Origin of the sequence: Mesonia hippocampi (genome assembly GCF_014197445.1) — a bacterium.
Classification (GTDB): Bacteria; Bacteroidota; Bacteroidia; order Flavobacteriales; family Flavobacteriaceae; genus Mesonia; species Mesonia hippocampi.
On the sequence record NZ_JACIFO010000008.1, the window covers coordinates 52894 to 75061 of the forward strand.

At 33.7% G+C, this 22168-nt stretch carries 22 protein-coding genes; 18 read left to right on the top strand and 4 right to left on the bottom strand.

Features of this window, described 5'->3' with window-relative positions:
* Positions 1 to 31: 31 nt before the first annotated feature.
* From recG to GGR32_RS09835, 6 genes are all read left to right on the top strand, one after another.
* Complete coding sequence (gene recG / locus GGR32_RS09810) at positions 32 to 2137, top strand: ATP-dependent DNA helicase RecG (RefSeq protein WP_183478030.1); 2106 nt, start codon at positions 32 to 34, stop codon at positions 2135 to 2137.
* Positions 2138 to 2252: 115 nt separating this feature from the next.
* Positions 2253 to 4676, top strand: a complete 2424-nt coding sequence (pheT, locus tag GGR32_RS09815) for a phenylalanine--tRNA ligase subunit beta (RefSeq protein WP_183478031.1) — start codon at positions 2253 to 2255, stop codon at positions 4674 to 4676.
* Between the two features lie 123 nt (positions 4677 to 4799).
* Entirely contained in the window at positions 4800 to 6008 is a 1209-nt protein-coding gene (gene lysA, locus GGR32_RS09820; protein WP_183478032.1) for a diaminopimelate decarboxylase, read from the top strand.
* A 10-nt stretch (positions 6009 to 6018) separates the two neighbouring features.
* Positions 6019 to 6585: a hypothetical protein gene (locus tag GGR32_RS09825; protein WP_183478033.1), complete on the top strand. Its 567-nt coding sequence runs from the start codon at positions 6019 to 6021 to the stop codon at positions 6583 to 6585.
* Positions 6585 to 6998 carry a hypothetical protein gene (locus GGR32_RS09830; RefSeq protein ID WP_183478034.1) on the top strand — a complete coding sequence of 138 codons (414 nt, stop codon included), beginning with the start codon at positions 6585 to 6587 and terminating at the stop codon, positions 6996 to 6998. Before GGR32_RS09825 ends, GGR32_RS09830 begins: the two co-directional genes overlap by 1 nt.
* A gap of 27 nt (positions 6999 to 7025) precedes the next feature.
* Positions 7026 to 7508, top strand: a complete 483-nt coding sequence (locus GGR32_RS09835) for a DUF4199 domain-containing protein (protein WP_183478035.1) — start codon at positions 7026 to 7028, stop codon at positions 7506 to 7508.
* A 54-nt stretch (positions 7509 to 7562) separates the two neighbouring features.
* Here GGR32_RS09835 and GGR32_RS09840 read toward each other — a convergent pair whose 3' ends face one another.
* From GGR32_RS09840 to GGR32_RS09850, 3 genes are read right to left on the bottom strand one after another with little or no spacing between them, the layout of a single operon-like run.
* A complete protein-coding gene (locus GGR32_RS09840; RefSeq protein ID WP_183478036.1) occupies positions 7563 to 9029 on the bottom strand; it encodes a hypothetical protein in 1467 nt (488 codons plus the stop codon).
* A 26-nt stretch (positions 9030 to 9055) separates the two neighbouring features.
* Positions 9056 to 9661: a hypothetical protein gene (locus GGR32_RS09845; protein WP_183478037.1), complete on the bottom strand. Its 606-nt coding sequence runs from the start codon at positions 9659 to 9661 to the stop codon at positions 9056 to 9058.
* On the bottom strand, positions 9645 to 10190 hold the full coding sequence (locus tag GGR32_RS09850; protein WP_183478038.1) for an RNA polymerase sigma factor: 546 nt from the start codon (positions 10188 to 10190) through the stop codon (positions 9645 to 9647). Before GGR32_RS09850 ends, GGR32_RS09845 begins: the two co-directional genes overlap by 17 nt.
* Before the next feature lie 122 nt (positions 10191 to 10312).
* Here GGR32_RS09850 and GGR32_RS09855 point away from each other — a divergent pair, with 122 nt between their 5' ends.
* From GGR32_RS09855 to smpB, 5 genes are all read left to right on the top strand, one after another.
* On the top strand, positions 10313 to 10876 hold the full coding sequence (locus GGR32_RS09855; RefSeq protein ID WP_183478039.1) for a DUF2911 domain-containing protein: 564 nt from the start codon (positions 10313 to 10315) through the stop codon (positions 10874 to 10876).
* A gap of 62 nt (positions 10877 to 10938) precedes the next feature.
* Entirely contained in the window at positions 10939 to 11688 is a 750-nt protein-coding gene (locus tag GGR32_RS09860) for a hypothetical protein (protein WP_183478040.1), read from the top strand.
* 86 nt (positions 11689 to 11774) lie between these two features.
* Positions 11775 to 12527 carry an SDR family NAD(P)-dependent oxidoreductase gene (locus GGR32_RS09865; RefSeq protein WP_183478041.1) on the top strand — a complete coding sequence of 251 codons (753 nt, stop codon included), beginning with the start codon at positions 11775 to 11777 and terminating at the stop codon, positions 12525 to 12527.
* 31 nt (positions 12528 to 12558) lie between these two features.
* On the top strand, positions 12559 to 13611 hold the full coding sequence (locus GGR32_RS09870) for a linear amide C-N hydrolase (protein WP_183478042.1): 1053 nt from the start codon (positions 12559 to 12561) through the stop codon (positions 13609 to 13611).
* 146 nt (positions 13612 to 13757) lie between these two features.
* Complete coding sequence (gene smpB / locus GGR32_RS09875) at positions 13758 to 14216, top strand: SsrA-binding protein SmpB (RefSeq protein WP_183478043.1); 459 nt, start codon at positions 13758 to 13760, stop codon at positions 14214 to 14216.
* 129 nt (positions 14217 to 14345) lie between these two features.
* Here the strand turns inward: smpB and GGR32_RS09880 are convergent, their stop codons facing one another.
* Complete coding sequence (locus tag GGR32_RS09880) at positions 14346 to 14987, bottom strand: protein-L-isoaspartate(D-aspartate) O-methyltransferase (RefSeq protein ID WP_183478067.1); 642 nt, start codon at positions 14985 to 14987, stop codon at positions 14346 to 14348.
* Between the two features lie 202 nt (positions 14988 to 15189).
* Here GGR32_RS09880 and GGR32_RS09885 point away from each other — a divergent pair, with 202 nt between their 5' ends.
* Genes GGR32_RS09885 through miaA form a run of 7 tightly spaced genes read left to right on the top strand, consistent with a single transcriptional unit; the run spans position 15190 to position 22163 of the window.
* On the top strand, positions 15190 to 16152 hold the full coding sequence (locus tag GGR32_RS09885; RefSeq protein ID WP_183478044.1) for a Gfo/Idh/MocA family oxidoreductase: 963 nt from the start codon (positions 15190 to 15192) through the stop codon (positions 16150 to 16152).
* Positions 16153 to 16197: 45 nt separating this feature from the next.
* The gene (locus tag GGR32_RS09890) at positions 16198 to 17085 is read left to right on the top strand and encodes a 3-hydroxyacyl-CoA dehydrogenase family protein (protein ID WP_183478045.1); all 888 of its coding nucleotides are present in this window, start codon (positions 16198 to 16200) and stop codon (positions 17083 to 17085) included.
* 15 nt (positions 17086 to 17100) lie between these two features.
* Positions 17101 to 18339, top strand: coding sequence for a DUF1015 domain-containing protein (locus GGR32_RS09895; protein ID WP_183478046.1), 1239 nt, complete (start codon positions 17101 to 17103; stop codon positions 18337 to 18339).
* A gap of 9 nt (positions 18340 to 18348) precedes the next feature.
* Positions 18349 to 19014: a YggS family pyridoxal phosphate-dependent enzyme gene (locus tag GGR32_RS09900; RefSeq protein ID WP_183478047.1), complete on the top strand. Its 666-nt coding sequence runs from the start codon at positions 18349 to 18351 to the stop codon at positions 19012 to 19014.
* A 6-nt stretch (positions 19015 to 19020) separates the two neighbouring features.
* Entirely contained in the window at positions 19021 to 20385 is a 1365-nt protein-coding gene (locus tag GGR32_RS09905) for an exonuclease domain-containing protein (protein ID WP_183478048.1), read from the top strand.
* A 22-nt stretch (positions 20386 to 20407) separates the two neighbouring features.
* A complete protein-coding gene (locus tag GGR32_RS09910; RefSeq protein WP_183478049.1) occupies positions 20408 to 21253 on the top strand; it encodes an ion transporter in 846 nt (281 codons plus the stop codon).
* On the top strand, positions 21246 to 22163 hold the full coding sequence (gene miaA / locus GGR32_RS09915; protein ID WP_183478050.1) for a tRNA (adenosine(37)-N6)-dimethylallyltransferase MiaA: 918 nt from the start codon (positions 21246 to 21248) through the stop codon (positions 22161 to 22163). The genes GGR32_RS09910 and miaA overlap by 8 nt, the downstream gene beginning before the upstream one ends.
* Positions 22164 to 22168 lie beyond the last annotated feature (5 nt).

Consider the following 22168-nt stretch of genomic DNA (forward strand, 5'->3'; position numbering starts at 1 on the left):
CATTTTTCAAAAATTACCTATCTTCGTTCTTATGAATATTTCTCCATTGCATACTCCTATTGCTTATTTAAAAGGTGTTGGCCCGCAACGTGCCGAGTTACTTCAAAAAGAGTTAAGTATCTATACGTATGCAGATTTATTAAACTTCTACCCCAATAGGTATATCGATAAAAGTAAATACTACAAAATAAACCAATTACAAAATACCAATAGTGAAGTTCAAATTATCGGAAAAATTATTCATATAAAAACGGTAGAACAAAAAAGAGGGAAACGCCTTGTGGCTAAATTTAGCGATGAAACCGGTAGTATAGAGCTAGTTTGGTTTAAAGGCATAAAGTGGATAAAAGAAAGTTTATTACTTAATAAAGCCTATGTTGTTTTCGGAAAAATAAACTGGTTTAATGGTAGTTTTTCGATGCCACATCCTGAATTAGAATTGCTCGAAACCCATAAAAAAAATATCCGTATTGCTATGCAACCCATCTACCCTTCTACCGAGAAGCTTAGCAAACGTGGTATTAGCAATAAAGTAATAACTCAGCTTATCCAGCAATTACTTAAAGAAACCCATAAAGGCATTACAGAAACCTTACCCGATTATTTTGTAGAAGAATTAAACCTTATTCCTAAAAACAAGGCGGTTATCAACATTCATTTTCCGCAATCGCAAGAATATTTAGCAAAAGCTCAATTTCGATTAAAATTTGAAGAATTATTTTACATTCAGCTTCAATTACTAATAAAAAACAAACTACGAAAACAGAAAATAAAAGGATTTGTATTTGAAAAGGTTGGCGAAAATTTTACTAATTTCTACCATAATCATCTTCCGTTTAACCTTACCAATGCACAAAAGCGTGTAGTTAAAGAAATTAGAAACGATGTAGGCTCTGGAGCACAAATGAACCGTTTATTACAAGGCGATGTAGGTTCAGGAAAAACCATTGTTGCGCTGTTAGTAAGCTTATTAGCTTTAGATAATAACTTTCAGGTATGTTTAATGGCTCCTACCGAAATCTTGGCTACCCAGCATTTTCATGGCATACAAGAATTTTGCCAACACATAAATGTTTCTATTGCTTTACTAACAGGATCTTCTAAAACTGCTGAAAGAAAAAAAATACATCAGCAATTAGAAAGCGGAGAACTACAACTCTTAATAGGTACGCATGCCGTATTAGAAGACAAAGTAAAATTTAAAAATTTAGGCTTAGCCATTATCGACGAGCAACACCGGTTTGGCGTTGCCCAACGAGCCAAACTATGGAAAAAGAACCACATCCCTCCCCATATTTTGGTAATGACAGCAACCCCTATTCCTAGAACCTTAGCCATGAGCCTTTATGGAGATTTAGACATCTCTGTAATCGATGAATTACCCCCAGGAAGAAAAGCAATACAAACCGTGCATAGATACGACAGTAACAGGCTTAAGGTTTTTCATTTTATGCGTGAAGAAATTGCCAAAGGAAGGCAAGTTTATATTGTCTATCCGTTAATTGAAGAATCCGAAGCTTTAGATTATAAAGACTTAATGGACGGGTATGAAAGTATTGCGAGAGAATTTCCTGCTCCAAAATATCAAATATCTGTTGTACATGGCAAAATGAAAGCCGCCGATAAAGATTTTGAAATGAATAGATTTGCCGCAGGAGAAACACAAATTATGATTGCTACTACGGTAATTGAAGTTGGCGTAAATGTACCCAATGCCAGTGTAATGATTATCGAAAGCTCCGAGCGTTTCGGGTTATCTCAACTTCACCAGTTAAGAGGACGCGTAGGTAGAGGTGCCGAGCAATCTTATTGCATCCTAATGACAGGACAAAAACTCTCTAACGATTCTAAAACAAGAATACAAACCATGGTAGAAACCAACGATGGTTTTAAAATTGCCGAGGTAGATTTAAAATTACGAGGTCCCGGAAACCTTATGGGAACACAGCAAAGTGGTGTTTTACAGCTAAAAATTGCAGACATTGTAAAGGACAACCTCTTATTAGCTAAAGCTAGAGAATATGCCAAGCGCGTATTACAAAAAGACCATAACCTACAACTTAGTGAACATCAAAACATAGCGAAAACCTACCAAAAATTAAATAAGAATAAGACTTTGTGGAATTTTATAAGCTAAAACTTATCAAAACCGCTTTTCGCTATTATTTTAAACAACTCCCCAATATTTACGCCTAATTTATGCCCTTAAAAAGTATAAATCTTTACCTTTGCGGTTTGATAAATTTTAGTACATGAAAATTTCTTACAACTGGATAAAACAATTTATTAAAACTGATTGGGAAGCTGAAAAAACTGGAGAATTACTCACAGACTTAGGTCTAGAAGTAGAAGGCATAGAAAGTTTCCAGTCTGTAAAAGGTGGTTTAGAAGGCATTGTAGTAGGTCACGTACTTACATGCAAGCAACACGAGAATGCCGATAAACTTAAAATAACCACTGTAGATGTAGGACAAAATGAAAACTTACAAATTGTATGTGGTGCTCCCAATGTAGCAGAAGGGCAAAAAGTACCTGTAGCTTTGGTAGGAACAACATTATATACCGAAGAAGGTGAAGCTTGGGTAATAAAAAAAGGAAAAATACGTGGCGAATATAGCTTTGGGATGATTTGTGCTGAAGACGAATTAGGACTAGGTAAAAGCCACGACGGGATTATGGTTTTAGAAGATAATCTTGAACCAGGTACACCCTTAAGCAAAGTAATGAATGTAGAAACCGATTATGTTTTTGAAATTGGTCTCACACCAAACAGGGCCGATGCCATGAGCCATTTTGGCGTTGCTCGCGATTTAAAAGCAGGATTACTACAACAAGAAATCAACACCCCGTTAGACTCTCCTTCAGTAAGTAACTTTCATGTAGAAAACAGGAGTAAAAAAATGCTTATTGAAGTTGAAAATTATGAGCTTGCTCCTCGTTATTGTGGTGTAACTTTAACCGATTTACAAGTTAAAGACTCCCCTGCTTGGTTACAAAACAAATTAAAAGCCATTGGTATCACCCCTAAAAACAATATTGTAGATGCTACCAATTATGTTATGCATGAACTAGGGCAACCCCTACATGCCTTTGATGCAGATACCATTGTAGGCAACAAAATAATTGTAAAAACAATAACCGAAAAAACAACTTTCACTACACTAGACGATGTAGAAAGAGAATTACACCCAGAGGATTTAATGATCTGTGATGCCAAAAAACCACTATGTATAGCCGGTGTTCTTGGAGGGAAAAATTCTGGCGTAAGCGAAACCACCAGTACCATATTCTTAGAAAGTGCTTACTTTAACTCTGTAAGCGTAAGAAAAACAGCAAAAAGACATGGTATAAACACCGATGCATCCTTTAGATTTGAACGTGGAATAGATCCTAACTTCACCAAATATGCACTAAAACGAGCAGCCCTACTTATACAAGAAGTAGCTGGCGGTTATGTTTCTAGTGACATTGATGACATTTACCCTAATAAAATTGAAGATTTCCAAGTTTTTCTAACCTATGCAAAAATAAACCAGCTTATTGGTCAGGAGATAGACCCTTCTACCATTAAGTCTATTCTTGCTTCGTTAGATATACGTGTAAATAACGTAACCGAAAGCGGTATGGGACTTACCATTCCTGCTTACCGTGTAGATGTTAAACGTGAAGTAGATGTTATTGAAGAAATTTTACGTGTTTACGGATATAACAACATTGAATTTGGAGAGAAATTTAACACCTCTATTGCTATTTCTGGAAAATTTGAAGATTACAAACTTCAAAATATAATAGCTAATCAGCTTACCGCACAAGGCTTTCATGAAATGATGGCTAACTCGTTAACCTCCAAAAAATACAACCAACTTGTCGAGCAAATTAACGATCAGCATAATGTAGAAATGCTAAATCCATTAAGTCAAGACTTGTCTGTAATGAGGCAGAGTATGCTTTTTAGCGGATTAGAGGCTATCAACTATAATTTAAATCGTCAAAATAGCAGCCTAAAGTTTTTTGAATTTGGAAAAACCTACCACCAATACAGAACTTTTGAGGAACAAAAACACCTAAGCCTTTTTGTAACAGGAAACCGATCTAGTGAACGTTGGAACACCGATGCTTCTCCTACAGATTTCTTTTATATGAAAGGTTTTATCGAAGCCATTCTCTCTAGGTTTAATATTAAAGAATATAGCTTTAGCCCTATTAAAAATGATATTTTTTCTGAAGGACTTCTTCTAAAAAGTAAAAAACATAATTTAGTAGAGTTTGGTACTGTTAAAAAAGCTATTCTTAAAAGCTTCGATATCGATCAAGAGGTAATTTATGCCGATTTTAATTGGGAAAAAATTATAGAAATAACAGCAATTTCACAACCTAAATATCAGGAGATATCAAAATTTCCAAGTATTCGAAGAGATTTTTCTTTACTTTTAGATGAGCATATCAAATTTGCTGATATCCATGAAATAGCTCTAAAAACAGAAAAGAAAATTCTTACAAAAATAGATTTGGTAGATGTTTATCAAGGAGAAAGCCTTCCTGAAAACAAAAAAAGCTATGCAGTAAGTTTTACATTTTTAGATAAAAATAAAACCTTGACCGATAAGCAAGTGGATAAGGTAATGAAAAAGCTTCAAGACCAATTTGAAACGCAACTAAAGGCAAGTTTACGCTAAAATGTGCTTTAAACCTAAACATAAAACACCACCTAAGATATAGTAGTTTAACTACGTAATGATAAAACAAACGTAAAACACTACTTTTTCTAGAGTAGTGTTTTCTATTTTAAAACTTAAAAAATGAAAAACAAAGATTTACTACAAGTAGCTCAAGAATACGGCTGCCCTACTTATGTTTATGATGCAGAAAAAATTGCCTCTCAATATAAACGCCTTACTGCGGCTTTTAAAGATGTAGAAAATCTGAAGATAAAATATGCGGTTAAAGCCTTATCTAACATTTCAGTTTTAAAATACATTTATAGTTTAGGAGGCGGATTAGATACTGTATCGCTACAAGAAATTCAGTTAGGATTAGAAGCTGGAGTCCCTGCCAATAAAATTATTTTCACCCCAAACGGAGTTGCTTTTTCTGAGCTTGAAGCCGCTGCAGAACTTGGCGTACAAATTAATATAGATAGCCTATCTATGTTAGAAAAATTTGGAAGTAAATACCCCGAAACCCCTGTTTGTGTACGCATAAATCCGCACATTATGGCTGGTGGAAATAGAAAAATATCGGTTGGTCATATCGATTCTAAATTTGGTATTTCAATACATCAAATTCCACATGTATTACGTATTGTGGAAAACACAAATATGCATATCAACGGAATTCACATGCATACCGGGAGTGATATTTTAGATGTAGAAGTTTTTCTTCAAGCTGCCGAGATATTATTTAGTACAGCTAGTAAATTTAAAAACCTAGAATTTTTAGATTTCGGGAGCGGGTTCAAAGTACCTTACCACGAAAACGACATTGAAACAAATATTGAGGAACTCGGTAAAAAACTAAGCAAACGTTTTAATGCTTTTTGTAAAAATTATGGTAAGTCTATAAGCTTATCTTTCGAGCCAGGAAAATTCTTAGTAAGCCAATCAGGATATTTTTTAACCAAAGTTAATGCCATAAAACAAACCACTTCTACTGTTTTCGCACAAGTAGATTCTGGCTTCAATCACCTTATCAGGCCTATGTTTTATGGGGCAGAGCATGAGATTATAAACATTAGTCACCCCACCAAACATAAACGTTTTTATTCCGTGGTAGGTTATATTTGCGAAACCGATACTTTTGCTAGCAACAAGCAAATAGCAGAAATTTCTGAAGATGATATTCTAGCGTTTAAAAATGCAGGAGCTTATTGTTTTTCTATGGCTAGCAATTACAATTCTAGGTTTAAACCAGCCGAAGTACTTTGGTATAAAAATAAAGCTTTACTTATTAGAAAAAGAGAGATTTTTAAAGACTTAATAAGTAACCAAATAAGCATAGATTTAGAATAAAATATTTTTTATGCAATTTTTAAATAGAAACAGAAAACTGTTGAGCATTATTGCTTTATTTGTTTTTTGTGCATTACATGCTTTTTTTCTTGTTAGAATAATTTACGATACAAAAAACTATCTTGTACTAGGTTTTACCAGTGCAATTTTGTTGTTCATTTTGATAAGTTACTATAAAGCTTCTCACGATGTAACGCCTCATCATTTTAAAGATTTGTACTTGGTGCTTTCTGTGCTTTTAGGAGCACTTCTAACCTATGCTATACATGCCAACACAATGGTTTCGGCAGTGTTGGCCTCTTCAGGCATTGGCTTATTGGCATCTTACATTCCTTACCTAAATAAAAAATCTACCTTTTTAAACACACTGCCTCCGCCCATTTATTGTGGAAGTTTTGTTGGCATGTCTGCTATTTATATAGCTGACTCTTGGCTTTTTGTTCTCTATGCTAGCTGTATTGCGGGTATCTTTTATATGTTTGCCAAAAATATGCTGAATGGGTTTGGCGGAAAACTAGGAAGTATTGCATTTGGAGGCGTTATTTGCACACAACTTTTATATTATTTTATAAGCTAATGGTTTTTGAAATATTAATTACAATAGCAAGTACACTCTCTGCATTAAGCACTTACTTTATTAGCGAACGCTTAAATCAAGGAGCTGTAAGAGCTTCTGCACTGGTAACATTTGTTGTTAGCATTATTTTTTTACTTCTATCTAAATGGATTTCTGACCCCTATTATACTCAAATCCCCGTAGTTGTTTTTGGTGCTTCATTTGTTGGAATGGTCTCCTCCAAAATTTTACAACAATACCTTAGTGTTGCTTTTTCTGGAGTTATATTTTCGATTATTTACCTCAACTTAAGTCCCTATTTTAGCGGAGTTGGAGGCGCACTAGGAACCACTGCCTGTATTGCTGTTATTTGTACCTACGGATTTCTAGAGCTTCGAAACATTTTAAAAAACAAACAACATAAGAAATTTTAGTATTTTTGCTAAAATTCTACAATAGAAATGAAAAATTTTAAAACAGAAATTAAATGGGCTGTTATTTTTAGTGTATTTACTCTACTATGGATGTACGCCGAAAAAATGCTTGGATTACATGATATTTATATCGAAAAACATGCTTTATACACCAACCTTATAGCTATTCCGTACGTAATTATTTTTTATTTGGCAATTAAAGAAAAGCGTGATTATTTTTTCAAAAAAAATATGAATTGGAAGCAAGGAGTAATTTCTGGTGGAATTTTATCGGTGATTATCGCTCTTATTTCTCCTGCAGTACAATACTTAACCGCCGAAGTTATTACTCCTGAATATTTTTCAAATGCTATTGAATATGCTGTTGAGCATAAAAAAATGAACCCTAAAACTGCCGAAAGCTTTTTTAACTTAAGGTTTTATATGATTCAAGCTGTATTTGGAAGTCTAACTATGGGGATTGTTACTGCGGCTATTGTTAGTTTATTTTTACGTACAAAAAAAGCCTAAAACCTAATACTAGACTCGGTTCTAGACTTTTTTATAATTATCAACAACCAAAATTTAATTCATATATATATCGCTATAATCTGCATTTATACTTATACTACTATTTGTATTTCTTGTTTTATTAAAGCCATTTACAAGCGTATTTCTGTTATTATTAAGCACTTTTGCTTGCATCGTTTTCGGGTAAACAACACCACTACTTGTTCCGTTATAATTAAAATGAAATGCGGTATCAGGAAGTTTGAGCGACAATTCGCTATTTTTTAAATTTATAGCTAATGTTTCAAACTTTTCAGAAAGTTTATCGATGTGTAAAGCCCCAAACGAACCGTCTAAACTCCCATTTCCTTCTAAGGTTTTTATATAAACATTGCTTGTTTTTGCATGTAAATTAATAGCTTTTACCGTATTTATTTTAGTATTTTGGGTGTAGCGTAAATTTAAATTCCCGCTATTCCATAAATCAATTTGTACTGGTGAGTGAGCGATATCTATATTGGTTTCTTTTCCAGAAATTTCTTTTGCATAAAACGCAGCATAGGAGACTGTTGCATCCATATTATGTATGGGTTGTTTTATATCTACTTTCCCATGACGGATTGTTAAGTTTAATTGTCCTTCTTTAGGCATTTTTATATAAATCGTATGGGTTAAGTTTTCTGCCAAAACAGGTTTTTGGGTTCCATTATCAGATTTTTTATAAACAATTCTTACCGATTTGCTTCCATTTGGTCCTGTAGTTACTGTTTTACTGTATTCTCCGCCTTGAACATTTGCTTCAAATTGACTTGCCCAAGCTTCCATATTTGAGGCAAAATTTTCGCCCCAGGCTTCCATAGCCTTCCCAAAGGATTCTGCATTGGCTTCTATATTTTTTTCTATTTGTACTTCTACATTTTTACTCCATTGTTCGGCATTACTTTCAAATAGATTGCTCCATACTTTTATTTGTTCTTCAAAGCTTTTATTTAGGTTTTTATCTAATTGCTTTTCATATTCTTTCATGTATTTTTCTCCATCTCGTTTATAAGCTTCTTCATCAAATTCTATAGAATTTAAATGTGTATTGAAGTTATGTGGTAATGGTGGGCTCTCAACTAAATGTTCTACCATAGGGTTGATAAAATCTTCTAATAATGGTGCAATAAAATCGTTAGGTAAATCTGTAAACATGGCTGTTTCTACACCGCTAGGCTCTCCAATATTCATAGGAAACGCGCTTCCATTAATAGTAAGGTTTACTTTATTTCCTTCTTGTTCGCTTAGTATTTTTAGGTCTTCTGCGATATGAGTTAGGGCGTCTTCAGAAAGTTCTTCGGCTGTTAACTCTCCAACAATATCAATTCGATCTTTATTCCAAGTTTCGATTACCAAATTTACCCTATCGGCATTAAGATTAAGTACAGGGTTTTGTTTTAGCGTGTAACTTTTTTTTATGGTAGTTACGTTGTTTTGTGCGTTAAATAATAAAGGGAAACTTAACAACAATAATAACGGCGCTATATGTTTTATTATTTTCATTTTTTTACAATTAATTCGGGTTAGAATTAGGCTTGATTTTCGTTTTGTATACTCACAACAGGAGCTTTTAATTCTTTGAGTTTATTTTTTAATTTATGTAATAAATTTAAACGAAGCTTCAGGTTATTCATCAAGGCATTAATACTCATTTCATCAATAACTCCAGAACTTGCCAACTCTTGGTTTAACGATTTATATTCTTTATCGAGGGCTGTTAATTGTTCTAAATATGCTTCAATAAGGTTTTTATTTTCATCGGTTACTTTCAAGTCGGCCAATTCGGCATTGATGTTTCCTATATAATAATCTTCTACTTTTTTAAATTCTGAAGAAACATCGCTTAACAAAACAGGCTTCTCTGTTGTTTTTAACTTGTTTGATGAATTTACCACACTCGGCGTATTTTGAGTAGTTACTGAATTTTGGGTTAACCAAAATCCTAAAATCCCTACAAAAAAAGCGACCAATAAAACAGCTGCTATTTTTACATAATAAAACTTATGTGCTGTTTTTTGCTGGGAAGGAAATTGTTTTTCCAAACGCACCTCAAAACGCCGCTTATGGTTTTTAGGTAAAACCGAAGGTTCTGGCGTATTGTTTTCTTTAAATAGTTGTCTAAGATCCTGTGCCATTGTAATACGCTTTTAAATGTTCTTGTAATTTCCTTTTCCCTCGGTGCACTAAAGTCCTTGAAGATACTGCAGTAATGTTTAAAATTTCTGAAATTTCTTCGTGATCATAACCCTCTATCAAAAACAACATTACAGGATATTTGTAACGTTCAGGAAGCTTTGCTATTGCTTCTTTTACTTGATTGATGGTTACACTATCGGCAACATCCCAATTATTATCCTCTTCTACTTTTGCTACCCGATGCTCGTCTAAAGCAACCAAATCTAGCTTTCTTGCTTTTAGCATGTCTATACTTTTATTAATTACAATTCGTTTTAACCAAGCACCAAAAGTTACTTCTCCTGTAAACTGATGCAACTTTGTAAATGCCTGAATAAAACCTTCTTGCATTGCTTCCTCTGCATCATGCTCGTTTTTCATAAAACGTAAAGCAACATAATACATCCCTTGGCTGTATTTTTCATACAGCTTTAGTTGAGCTTTTCTATCATTTCGCCTGCAGGCTTCTATGAGTTGATGCTGAATCAAAGTTTCCTTGGTTTGGTTCTACTCTAAATACGAGTAATTGTTAAACTTGTTGCAAAGTGCTTAAAATTATTTCTAAAAATTTTATTTTAAAGTAACTTTAGGGAAACTTTTACAAGCTAACTATGAAATTTAAAAAACTTTTAATTGTTATTTTACTGCTAGGGGGTATTGGCTACTTGGCCTTTAGTATGATTATAGATAATACTAAAGCACAAAGCCCAGAGGGTGAAGTTAATTTTCAAAAAGAAAACTTAAGAGTTGATATTTCTTACAATCGCCCTTATAAAAAAGACCGATTAATTTTTGGAGGTTTGGTTCCTTACAATAAAGTTTGGCGTACGGGAGCTAATGAAGCAACTACTTTTGCTACCAGTAGAGATATCCTTATTGATGGATCATTACTTAAGGCAGGAAAATATACGTTATGGACTATCCCTAAAGAAAATTCTTGGAAGATAATTTTTAACGATAGAATGTATGCTTGGGGGATAGACCTCTCCTCTAATGAAGCTGCTAGAAACCCAGAAAACGATGTGCTTATTATAGAACGCCCCGTTGAAAAACCTAATAAAACAATAGAACAATTTACCATCTATTTTGAAAAGGATAAATACCTTAATGAAATGGTGCTTACTTGGGATGATGTTAAAATTAAAGTTCCTTTTAAAGAGAAAGACCGCCATTAAGCTGTTACTTCCTATATTTTACTACAAGCCTAAGTTGTCTTTTTAAAAATAATACCAAACCTATGACGCGCATATTGTTACTCCTCTTCACTCTTCTATCTCTCCAAACACTACAAGCACAGGAAAAATATAAAAATGCCGAGGGGTTTTATAATTTATCTGGATTTGAGGTTTCCTCGGGATTATATTTATTAGAAAACAAAACTTTCTTTTACTTTTCCTCTTTCGGAAATGTAGATTTAAAACTATACGGCACGTATACTATTTCTAAAAACAACACAATAAGCCTAAACGTTTCTAAGAACCTGTTAGCTGATTTTTTCCTTTTCGGAAGAAACAATAGCAAACTCTCCAGTGGGCTTTCCTTCTCTTACTACAAACCTTATAAGCAAAATGCAGAAAATATTTACTTAATATCCAACACAACAAAAACCCCATTTCCAAAATTTACCGCATCGAGTAAAAGCACAACACTTCACATTGTTCCTAAAAACAAAAAACAAGTAAAAATTGGGTATAAACTAGCACAAAACAAACCCGAAGCATCTATACACATAGCCGATAGTATTAATGAAATTAAAATTTATCATAACTACTATGCCGAAATGACAAAACAAGTTGCAACAACTCAATTTAAAATAAATAACGATAAATTAACCACTCCTAGTAATTTCAGTAATGGTAAAACAATACAAAAAAAAGAGCTTTCCGAAGCGGTTAAACAACAAGTTAATCAATATATAGAAAAAGACAAGAACCAAAACCATATACTACGTGACAATAATTTATATTACAAGCTAGAACTATATTAATTACCTTTTTTTAAATTTCTTTAAAACCCTAAAGTTCCTTACCTTAGGCAAAGCATATATTTTATTTAACGCTAAAAATAATAAACATGACACAACTAAAAAATAAAGTAGCCATTGTTACTGGTGCTGGTTCTGGTATAGGAGAAGCTGTAGCCATTGCTTATGCTAAAGCTGGAGCAACGGTAATTGTATCTGATATAAATGAAAAAAACGGAAATAACACCCTTGCTAAAATTGAAAAACTAAACGCTAAAGCCGTATTTTTTAAAGCAGATGTTTCTAAACCTGAAGACAATAAAGCGCTTGTTGATTTTACCCTAGAAAAATTCGGGAAGCTAGACATTGCATGCAACAATGCAGGTATAGGAGGAGAAGGAAACCTTACCGAAGATTACAGCATAGAAAGCTGGAAAAAAGTAATGGACATTAATTTAAATGGTGTTTTTTATGGCTGTAAATACCAATTAAAAGCCATGGAAAATAACGATGGAGGCGCTATTGTAAACATGGCATCTATCCACGGGATGGTAGCAGCGCCAAACTCTAGCGCATATACCACTACAAAACACGCCGTAGTTGGACTCACTAAAAACATAGGAGCTGAATATGGGGCTAAAAACATTAGGTGTAATGCCGTTGGTCCAGGGTATATAAACACTCCACTTCTCGAAAACAACTTAACACCAGAAATAATAGAAGCCTTAAAACAAAAACACCCTATGGGTCGCTTAGGTAAACCTGAAGAAGTTGCCAATTTAGTATTATTTCTAAGCTCAGAACAAGCCTCATTTATTACAGGATCTTACTTTCTTGTAGATGGAGGGTATACCGCTATTTAACAAACAAATCCTAACTTTTATAAAAAATAAAATGAAAAAAAACTCAATAAACCTGTACTTAGCTACAATATTATGCCTTCTTTTTACAATTAGTGAAATGTCTGCATGCACAAGAGTAGTATACAAAGGAACCAACGAAACAATTATTACCGCTCGATCTATGGACTGGAAAGATGATATTCCTGCCAACTTATGGGCGTTCCCTAGAGGAATAAAAAGAGACGGTGCTGTAGGAAAAAGCTCCGTAAAATGGAAGTCTAAATACGGAAGTGTAATTACAAGCTCTTGGGATATTGCAACTTCAGATGGAATGAACGAAAAAGGATTAGTAGGAAACCTCCTTTGGCTTGTTGAATCTAAATACCCAAGTTTCGAAAAAGATGCGGAAACTCCTGGCATTTCCATTGCTCTTTGGCTTCAATACGTATTAGATAATTTTGCTACCGTAGAAGAAACCGTAGAGGCGTTAAAAAAGGAAGAATTTGTAGTTGTTTCTTCATTTATTCCTGGCACAAACAAGTTTACCACTGTGCATTTATCTGTTTCCGATAAAACTGGCGATAATGCTATTTTCGAATACATTAACGGGAAGCTGGTTATCCATCACGATAAATCGTATGTAACCATGACCAACTCCCCTACGTTTAAAGATCAATTAGCCATAAACACGTATTGGGAAGGAATCCCAGGTACAATTATGCTTCCAGGTACAAACAGAGCTACCGATAGGTTTGTAAGAGCTTCATACTACATTAATGCAATCCCAAAAACAGACAATGTACGCATTGCTATTCCTAGTGTTTTTAGTGTTATTAGAAATTGTTCTGTTCCTTTAGGAATCTCTTCTGCCACCGAGCCTAATATCTCTTCAACCAGATGGAGAACCGTTGCCGACCAAAAAAACTTGGTGTATTACTTTGACAATGTTTTAAACCCAGATGTAGTTTGGGTAAGTTTTAAAAATATTGATTTTAGTGAAAAAGCAAGTATAAAAAAATTAGGTTTAGATAAAAATCAAAGCTATGCAGGAGAGTCATCGGCTCAATTTAAACCAGCAAAAGCTTTTCAATTTGCTGGCTTATAATTTTTTTAATCCTACTTTTTGTAAAAGAAGATTACAGAACGAGATGTAAAGATTTAAGCTTTACATCTCGTTTTTACTATAGCCTATTTTATTAAAAGCAATAGCAACAAACCTAGAATAAACAAAAAAATAGTACTTTCGCTATTATGAAACAAAACAGAATAAACATCCTTAACAGAAAGGCTAAGTTTCAATACGAAATTATAGAAAAATATACTGCTGGCATAAAGCTTGCGGGTACCGAAATAAAATCAATTAGGGCAGGAAAAGCAGGAATTGCAGAGAGCTTTTGCGAATTTCATCGTAACGAACTTTATGTGATTAATATGAATATAGAAGAATATTCTCACGCTACCTATTTTAACCATAAACCTAAAAGTGAACGCAAACTTTTACTTAATAAACGAGAACTTAAAAAACTAGAAAAAGAAGTAAGCCAGTCTGGGCTAACCATTATCCCTTTGCGTTTATTTATTAACGAAAAAGGGTTTGCCAAATTAGATATTGCCCTTTGTAAAGGAAAGAAAATATACGATAAGCGAGAAACCATAAAAGATCGCGAAAACAAACGCAGATTAGACCGTATACAAAAGGAATACAAGTAATTATAAATAAGAATAACTTCTATACAAGAAGAATATTATTACCCATAATAGCTTTTAAAACAGGATGAAAAATCACCTCTATACAAATTTATAATCAAGTATAATAATCTCCATAAATTTAGATTCGCGTTAATTTTTATTTTCTAACAACGGAACAAATCTAAATTCACCATACTCATGTTTTTCAAAAGATTTTTCTCCTGTTCGTACATAAAGTGTCATAATTTGCTGTTCTTCTCCTACAGGTATTACTAAACGCCCTCCTATTTTTAACTGTGCTAATAATGGTTTAGGAACAAACGGCGCTCCTGCCGTTACAATTATTTTATCATAAGGAGCGTAAGAAGCAAGCCCTTTATATCCATCTCCAAAATTAAGGTATTTAGGTCTGTAGCCTATTTCCTGCAAAAAACGCTTTGTTTTTTTATACAATTCTCGTTGGCGTTCTATACTATACACCTTGGCTTTTAAGTAACACAAAACCGCTGTTTGGTATCCGCTGCCCGTACCTATTTCTAAAATTTTATCCTCAGGATTCACTTGCAACAAACTAGTCTGAAATGCCACTGTAAATGGCTGAGATATGGTTTGCCCTGCTGCTATCGGGAAAGCCTTATCTTGATATGCATGATCCTCAAAACTGCTATCCATAAACAAATGCCTCGGAATAGCCCCAATAGCCTCCAAAACCCTTTCTTGCTTTATGCCTTTTGCTTTAAGAAGTTCAACTAACTGATTACGTTTTCCGCGATGCCTAAAAGTATCTTTCACCAACTTAATTATTCCTTTTTTTGCAAAAATACCAATTCATTCGCAATAAAAAATTTTTAATATTAAAATTAAATACCCATGCTTTTTTAGTCAAAAAAAAACTTTATTTAAAATATACTAAAACTAAAATAGCCTTTCTTTTTAAAGTAAATGATATTTTTTCATCAAAGAAATAGTATTTTTGTAGAAAACCAGTTCTTATATGACATTAAAAATTGGCGTAATTGGCGCCGGACATCTCGGTAAAATACATCTTCGTCTAGCAAAAGCTTCAAAACACTACACACTTGTTGGGTTTTACGATTCTAATAAAGAATATGGCGAAGAAATAGCAAAAGAGTTTGGATACAACTATTATAAAGATCTAGAAAGCCTAATTGAAGCTTGTGATGTAATTGATATCGTTACCCCTACACTATCTCATTTTGAAGTGGCAAAAAAAGCAATACAAGCTGGTAAACATATTTTTATTGAAAAACCTATTACCAATACTTTAGACGAAGCCCTTGAGCTTATCAAACTCACAGAGCAACATAATGTAAAAGGACAAGTTGGTCATGTAGAACGCTTTAACCCTGCTTTTCAGGCGGTAGTAAACAAAATAGAAAATCCGATGTTTATTGAAGCCCACCGATTAGCCGAATTTAATCCTAGAGGAACAGATGTACCTGTGGTGCTCGATTTAATGATTCATGATATCGATGCAATTCTAAGCGTTGTAAAATCTGAAGTGGTACAAGTAAACGCAAGCGGAGTTTCTGTAATTAGCGATACACCAGATATTGCCAATGCACGAATAGAATTTAAAAATGGCTGTGTTGCTAACCTCACAGCTAGCAGAATCTCTCTTAAACAAATGCGTAAAGCAAGGTTTTTTCAGCGTGATGCCTATATCTCTGTCGATTTTTTAGAAAAGAAAAGCGAAATTGTACGCATGAAAGATGCTCCAGAAAGTCCCGACGATTTTGCGATGATATTACAAAATGCCGAAGGGGTAAAAAAACAAATTTATTTTGAAAACCCTACCGTTGAAGCTAACAACGCCATCCTTGACGAGTTAGAAAGTTTTGCCGAAGCCATCACCCTAAACAAAACTCCAAAAGTAAGTTTAGCACAAGGCACAGAAGCCCTACGCGTAGCACAAATGGTTATAGATAATTTTTAACCTATTTTACTCAAAAAAAATAACAACTATAAATATACTATTGATATGAAAAATATTGCTGTAATTGGAGCGGGAACAATGGGAAACGGAATTGCCCACACTTTTGCTCAATTTGGATACCAAGTTCAATTAATTGATATTTCTGAAGAAGGTCTAAAAAAAGGGTTAGCTACCATCGAGAAAAACCTAGACCGCATGCTTACAAAAGGAAAAATATCGGAAGAAGAGAAACAAGCTACCCTCAATAACATTAGCACCTATACACAAGTAGAAGAAGGAGTAAAACAAGCCGACTTAGTAGTAGAAGCAGCAACAGAAAACGAAACCATAAAACTAGAAATTTTTAAAACTCTAGATAAAGTTTGTCCTAAAAACACCATTTTAGCTTCCAACACAAGCTCTATCCCTATTACCAAAATAGCTGCGGTTACACAAAGACCAGAACAAGTAATAGGCATGCATTTTATGAACCCTGTTCCTATCATGAAACTTGTAGAGGTAATTAGAGGCTACAACACCTCTAACAAAACAACAACACTTGTAATGGAACTTTCTGAAAAATTAAATAAAGTACCTGTAGAAGTAAACGATTATCCTGGTTTTGTTGCCAACCGTATACTAATGCCTATGTTAAACGAGGCTATAGAAACACTTTATAACAATGTAGCTGGTGTAAAAGAAATAGATACCGTAATGAAGTTAGGAATGGCACACCCTATGGGACCACTTCAATTGGCAGATTTTATCGGACTCGATGTTTGCCTATCTATTTTAGAAGTAATGTACGACGGCTTTAAAAATCCAAAATATGCTCCTTGCCCGCTATTAGTAAATATGGTTAGAGCAGGTAAATTAGGTGTAAAATCTGGCGAAGGTTTTTACGATTACACCAACACCAAAAAAGCTGAAGAAGTTGCTAAGCAATTTGCTTAATTTTTAACTATTATCATGCCTAAAGTTATTCCTTTCAAAGCAGTAAGACCTACACGTGATAAGGTAGGTCTTGTTGCTTGTAGACCTTATCAAAGTTATACGCAAGACCAACGAGAATCGCGATTAAATTACAATCCGTTTTCGTTTCTTCATATTGTAAATCCTGGATACAAATATCATAAAGAAATAGCCGGAAAACAACGCTATCAACTGGTTAAAAATAGATACCTAGAGTTTAGGGAAGAAAATATTTTTATCCAAGACCCACAGCCTTATTATTACGTTTACAGAATTATTGATAGAGAACGAAACTCCTTTACAGGCATTATTGCAGCTACAAGTATAGAAGATTATAAAGCCAACTGTATAAAATGTCATGAAGATACACTAACAGAACGCGAAATAAACTTTAAAGAATACATAAAAACAGTAGGCTTTAACGCAGAACCCGTACTGCTTACACACCCTAGAAATAAAAACTTAGACAATATTATTGCAGAAGTTACAAAGGACAGACCAGAATATGAGTTTACAACAACCTATAGAGATACACATTACCTATGGATTGTAAAAAACGCCACTTACATAGAAAAAATAGAAAACGCATATAAAGAAATCCCTGCGCTATACATCGCCGATGGCCATCACCGTTCTGCCTCCTCTGCACTGCTCGCAGAAGATACGACTTTAGAAGAAAAATCGTCTAATAAAGTTAATCCGTATCAGTATTTTATGAGCTTTATTATTCCTGAAGACGACCTTAAAATACACGAGTTTAACCGGCTAATTACCGATTTAAATGGGCTATCAAAAGAAGAGTTCTTAATCGCTTTAGACTCTTATTTTATCATCGAAAATTTAAAAAACGAATATTTTAAGCCCTTAGAGAAAAACCAATTTAGCATGTACCTAGATAAAGAGTTTTACCGGCTTACGCTAAAACGTTTTTCTTACAAATTTACCGATGCACTTTCATCACTAGACGCACAAGTACTTTATAATACCGTACTTAAACCTATACTTAACATTACCGATGTTCGTAACAATAAGCGAATAGCTTACGCACATGGTAAAAAAGACCTCACCTATATAAAAGAATGTGTAGATAGTGGTGACTATAAAGTTGGTTTTGGACTTAAACCTATCGCGGTAGAAGAAATGAAACAAATTGCAGATGAAGGGCTTACCATGCCACCAAAAACCACTTATATAGAGCCTAAATTAAGAAGTGGAATAACAATTTATGAATTTTAAATTTGTGTTATGAACTCTATATCCGAAAATATAAAAAGGTACTTATCTAAATTACCTAAGCATGTACAACTTGTAGCGGTTTCTAAAACAAAACCAACAAGCGAAATTTTGGAAGCCTATAATGCTGGGCAACGCATTTTTGGAGAAAACAAAGTGCAGGAACTTACCGAGAAACACGAGGAGCTTCCTAAAGATATCGAATGGCACATGATTGGGCACCTACAACGAAACAAAGTAAAATATATAGCACCATTTGTTAGTCTTATTCATGCGGTAGATAGCCTAAAACTTTTAAAAGAAATAAACAAACAAGCAGCGAAAAACAACCGTAAAATTACTTGTTTACTTCAGGTAAAAATAGCTAAAGAAGATAGCAAATTTGGACTTTCTGAAGAAGATTTATCAAACATATTAACGCCTGAAGAAATCCAAAAATTACCTTATGTTAATATTATTGGACTAATGGGGATGGCAACTTTTACCAATAATGAAGAACAAGTTGCCGATGAATTTGCTTCCTTAAAGAAAATATTTGATCAGCAAACATCAAAATTTCCAAACTTAAAAATATTATCTATGGGAATGAGTAATGATTACAACATAGCCATAACACAAGGAAGCACCATGGTTAGAATCGGAAGTGCTATTTTTGGAAATCGTAATTATAAAAATTAAGCTCGTTTGTACGCAATTGTAGATATAGAAACTACGGGAGGTAAATACAACGAAGAAGGTATTACCGAAATTGCCATATATAAACATAACGGGCATGAGGTAACCGACCAACTAATTAGCTTGGTAAACCCCGAAAGAAAAATACAAGCTTTTGTAGTAAAACTAACCGGGATTAACGAAAACATGCTTCGTAATGCTCCTAAATTTTACCAAATTGCCAAACGCATTATAGAAATTACCGAAGGTTGTGTGATTGTAGCCCATAACGCTAAGTTTGATTATCGTATCTTACAACTAGAATTTAAACGACTAGGTTTTGATTATACCCGGCAAAGCGTATGCACCGTAGAGCTTTCTAAAAAACTTATCCCAGACATGCCGTCGTATAGTTTAGGAAAACTTGTAAAACAACTTGGAATCCCTTTAAACAATCGGCATAGAGCAAGTGGCGATGCATTGGCTACTGTTAAGCTTTTTGAATTATTACTACAAAAAGACACCCAGCAGGAAAGTTTTAAAAAATTCCTTAGAAATAAACCAAAATTACAAGTAGAAAATAAACTCATTAAACTTCTAGAAGAGCTTCCCACACAAACAGGAGTTTATTACTTATATAATGAGCAAGGAGACATTTTATATATAGGAAAAAGTAAAAATATCAAAAAACGAATTAACCAACACTTTACTTCCTCCTCAAAAAAAACAAAACAACTACAAAAAGAAGTATCTTATATAACTTACGAGCTAACAGGAAATGAGCTATTAGCCCTTTTAAAAGAGAATCAGGCTATTAAAAAAAATCAACCTCCATACAATAGCGCTTTAAAACGAAGCCTTTTCTCTCACGGATTGTTTTCTCACACCGACAAAAACGGATATTTAAGGTTATACATAGAAAAAATCACGCATCAAAACCCTAACCCTATCACAAGCTTCACCTCTGCCACTCAAGCCAAAAACACATTGTATAAAATTATAGAGGAGTATCAGCTTTGTGAGAATTTAATAGGTTTGCAAAAAACCTCATCTGCCTGCTTTAGCTATACGATAAAAAAATGTGCTGGTGCTTGCATAAAAAAAGAGGAACCAAAAAAATACAACGATAGAGTAAAACAATTATTAATCAAATATAATTTCGAAAATAAAAGTTTTGCCATTATAGATAAAGGCCGAAAAACAAGTGAAAAAAGTTTTGTTTATATCGAAAATGGGATATTTAAAGGTATAGGTTATTTTAACCTTAATCATCAGCTTAAACCAGCTATTATAAAAAATGCTTTATCGGCAATGGCACATAGTAAAGATACACAACATATTATACAATATTATTTAAGAAAATCTAAATCGTATAAAATTATTAACTTTAACTAACCAAACTCTAGCAATTTAGGTTATGAAACCCAATAAACAGAAAAAAAAGTTTTCTTGGCGAGAACGACTCCATGAAATCATATACGAGGCCGATACCCCAGCAGGAAAGTTATTTGATGTTATACTTCTTATTGTTATCATCCTAAGTATATTCTTTGTTATGATAGAAAGTGTAAAAGGACTCCCTAGATGGGTTTATCTTTACCTTTATTATGCCGAATGGGTTATTACTATCTTATTTAGTATAGAATATATTTTACGTTTAATAAGCATCAAAAAGCCTCAAAAATATGTTTTTAGCTTTTATGGGATAATCGATTTTCTATCTACTATTCCGTTGTACTTATCCTTTTTCATCAGTGGAAGTACGGCCTTATTAACCGTAAGAGCATTACGTTTGTTACGCGTTTTCAGAATATTAAAAATAAATCGCTATATAGGAGAAGGCAACAAATTAGTAATTGCACTACGAGATAGCCGTCCTAAAATATTAGTTTTTTTGTTTGCTGTACTTGTATTATCGCTTATTGCAGGCACATTAATGTATATGATAGAGGGATCAGAAAGTGGCTTTACAAGCATCCCTATAAGTATTTACTGGTGCATTGTTACCCTTACCACTGTAGGGTTTGGAGATATACACCCCATAACCCCTTTAGGACAGTTTATAGCCAGTATTATTATGATTATGGGATACGGAATTATAGCTGTACCAACAGGGATTGTAAGTGCCGAATACTCTAGAGCTACAAAAAAATCTACAAACAATAATACGCAACATTGTTATAATTGCAACGCTACAGAACACCAAAACGGAGCAGATTTTTGTTATAATTGCGGTTATAAACTCCATGATGATAATGAATAACATTTTACTTAGTATTATTGGCCCTACTGCCATTGGCAAAACCTCTTTGGCAATACAACTAGCCCGAGAATACCAAAGTGATATCATTTCGGCAGATTCACGCCAGTTTTTCCAAGAAATGAATATTGGCACTGCTGTTCCTAGTAAACAGGAGCTCGAAATGGCTAAGCATCATTTTATACAACACATTTCTATACAACAAGAATATACTGTTGGCGATTTTGAAAAAGAAGCTCTAAATAAATTAAATTATTTATTTACAAAAGACAACCCGCAGATAATGGTAGGCGGTAGCGGTTTATATATAGATGCTGTTATTAATGGGTTAGATAAATTCCCCAAAGTTAATCCTGAAATAAGAATACAGTTAAACAGTGATCTAAAAGAAAAAGGGCTACCTTATTTACAACAACAACTTAACGTATTAGACCCTATAACAGCCAATAAAATTGCCTTAGATAATCCGCAAAGAGTTATCCGTGCCTTAGAAATATGTATAGGAAGCAATAAACCCTATTCTTCCTTTATAAATCAACCAAAAGAGAAAAGAAATTTTTCTACCATAAAAATAGGACTCACAGCTCCTAGAGATATTATCTACCAACGCATAGAACAACGCGTAGATATTATGATGAATAATGGCCTGCTAGAAGAGGTAAAAAAATTACTTCCTTATAAAAACCTGAATGCGTTAAACACGGTTGGCTATAAAGAACTTTTCTTGTATTTGGAAAACAAATGCAGCCTAGAAACTGCTCTTGATGAAATTAAGAAAAACACGCGCAGATTTGCCAAGCGTCAACTTACTTGGTTTAGGAAAGACAAAAACATTACTTGGTTTGATGTGACTACAAACCCTTTAGAAGATATACTAACTTTTGTGAATCAAAAAACAGCTCCGCAGGATTAAATTAA

Excerpts from the sequence above, each read along its gene's own strand:
- GGR32_RS09910 (WP_183478049.1), top strand. The coding sequence starts at position 20,408 with ATGAAACCCAATAAACAGAAAAAAAAGTTTTCTTGGCGAGAACGACTC.
- GGR32_RS09870 (WP_183478042.1), top strand. The coding sequence starts at position 12,559 with ATGAAAAAAAACTCAATAAACCTGTACTTAGCTACAATATTATGCCTT.
- GGR32_RS09865 (WP_183478041.1), top strand. The coding sequence starts at position 11,775 with ATGACACAACTAAAAAATAAAGTAGCCATTGTTACTGGTGCTGGTTCT.
- GGR32_RS09830 (WP_183478034.1), top strand. The coding sequence starts at position 6,585 with ATGGTTTTTGAAATATTAATTACAATAGCAAGTACACTCTCTGCATTA.
- GGR32_RS09855 (WP_183478039.1), top strand. The coding sequence starts at position 10,313 with ATGAAATTTAAAAAACTTTTAATTGTTATTTTACTGCTAGGGGGTATT.
- GGR32_RS09860 (WP_183478040.1), top strand. The coding sequence starts at position 10,939 with ATGACGCGCATATTGTTACTCCTCTTCACTCTTCTATCTCTCCAAACA.
- lysA (WP_183478032.1), top strand. The coding sequence starts at position 4,800 with ATGAAAAACAAAGATTTACTACAAGTAGCTCAAGAATACGGCTGCCCT.
- GGR32_RS09825 (WP_183478033.1), top strand. The coding sequence starts at position 6,019 with ATGCAATTTTTAAATAGAAACAGAAAACTGTTGAGCATTATTGCTTTA.
- GGR32_RS09845 (WP_183478037.1), bottom strand. The coding sequence starts at position 9,661 with ATGGCACAGGATCTTAGACAACTATTTAAAGAAAACAATACGCCAGAA.
- GGR32_RS09890 (WP_183478045.1), top strand. The coding sequence starts at position 16,198 with ATGAAAAATATTGCTGTAATTGGAGCGGGAACAATGGGAAACGGAATT.
- miaA (WP_183478050.1), top strand. The coding sequence starts at position 21,246 with ATGAATAACATTTTACTTAGTATTATTGGCCCTACTGCCATTGGCAAA.
- recG (WP_183478030.1), top strand. The coding sequence starts at position 32 with ATGAATATTTCTCCATTGCATACTCCTATTGCTTATTTAAAAGGTGTT.
- pheT (WP_183478031.1), top strand. The coding sequence starts at position 2,253 with ATGAAAATTTCTTACAACTGGATAAAACAATTTATTAAAACTGATTGG.
- smpB (WP_183478043.1), top strand. The coding sequence starts at position 13,758 with ATGAAACAAAACAGAATAAACATCCTTAACAGAAAGGCTAAGTTTCAA.
- GGR32_RS09895 (WP_183478046.1), top strand. The coding sequence starts at position 17,101 with ATGCCTAAAGTTATTCCTTTCAAAGCAGTAAGACCTACACGTGATAAG.
- GGR32_RS09885 (WP_183478044.1), top strand. The coding sequence starts at position 15,190 with ATGACATTAAAAATTGGCGTAATTGGCGCCGGACATCTCGGTAAAATA.
- GGR32_RS09835 (WP_183478035.1), top strand. The coding sequence starts at position 7,026 with ATGAAAAATTTTAAAACAGAAATTAAATGGGCTGTTATTTTTAGTGTA.
- GGR32_RS09840 (WP_183478036.1), bottom strand. The coding sequence starts at position 9,029 with ATGAAAATAATAAAACATATAGCGCCGTTATTATTGTTGTTAAGTTTC.
- GGR32_RS09900 (WP_183478047.1), top strand. The coding sequence starts at position 18,349 with ATGAACTCTATATCCGAAAATATAAAAAGGTACTTATCTAAATTACCT.